This window comes from Methylophaga sp. UBA5088, from assembly GCF_002414625.1.
GTDB classification, from domain to species: domain Bacteria; phylum Pseudomonadota; class Gammaproteobacteria; order Nitrosococcales; family Methylophagaceae; genus Methylophaga; species Methylophaga marina.
In genome coordinates this window covers 6,903-7,638 of the sequence record NZ_DIAC01000108.1, presented here as the reverse complement: position 1 = coordinate 7,638, position 736 = coordinate 6,903, and the positions used below count along the sequence as shown (strand labels likewise).

Below are 736 nucleotides of genomic sequence, written 5' to 3'. Positions count from 1 at the left end.
TGATGTATCAATAAATTGTGGTAAAAATGCCAGAAAAAAAAGCGCTACTTTAGGATTGCTGACATTCATTAACAATCCGATTCTAAGCAAGCTGAGTGAAGTGTCTAATCTCTTTGTATCAGTTAAAGCTGTAATTACTGGTGTCCTCAATGCACACCATGCTAGATAGAGCAAATAGCCAGCCCCAATGATTTTTAACCATACAAATGTCATGGGGGAAGTGGTTAACCAGGTAGCCAGACCAAACACTACCGCCGCAATGTGAATAATCAAACCGCTGCATAAGCCCAGCGTGATGATGAGCCCAGTTCTGGCGCCGTATAATGCTGATTGTGAGATGACATAAAGATTATCCGGCCCAGGTGCAAGAGCCAGTACTATCGATGTCACTATAAACATCATCAAATTATCACTCATCAGCGTCATGATGACTTAGTACTGGAAGTCAGATTTAACCAGCTAAATGAGGATTTTAAAAATGTCACTGCTTGCTCCTCAATCACTTCACCATGGGCCATGACAATTTTTTCTGGCTGCCAGTCAATAATTTGCTGCAGATGCTGGCGGGCAATTAGCTTCTTAAACGTTAATCGCCAGTCAATCGGCATCTTGCCGTTAGGGGCTAAAACACCGGCGGTTTTAGCGAGCAAGCGCTTGAAAGGAGTGAAAGAGTGTGCCGGAAAGTTCTCAATTAAATCGGTCACAATGAGTGTTCTGCTGCTGTGATGAAAAAACA

Annotated in this window: 1 protein-coding gene and 1 pseudogene; both read right to left on the bottom strand. The window is 42.8% G+C overall.

The annotated features are described in order from the left end of the window. On the bottom strand, positions 1–417 hold a 417-nt coding region (locus tag B4K20_RS13830), incomplete at its 3' end, for a LysE family translocator (RefSeq protein WP_289283331.1). Positions 418–422: 5 nt separating this feature from the next. Further along, a pseudogene (locus tag B4K20_RS13825) lies at positions 423–736 on the bottom strand (hypothetical protein); the annotation flags it as partial.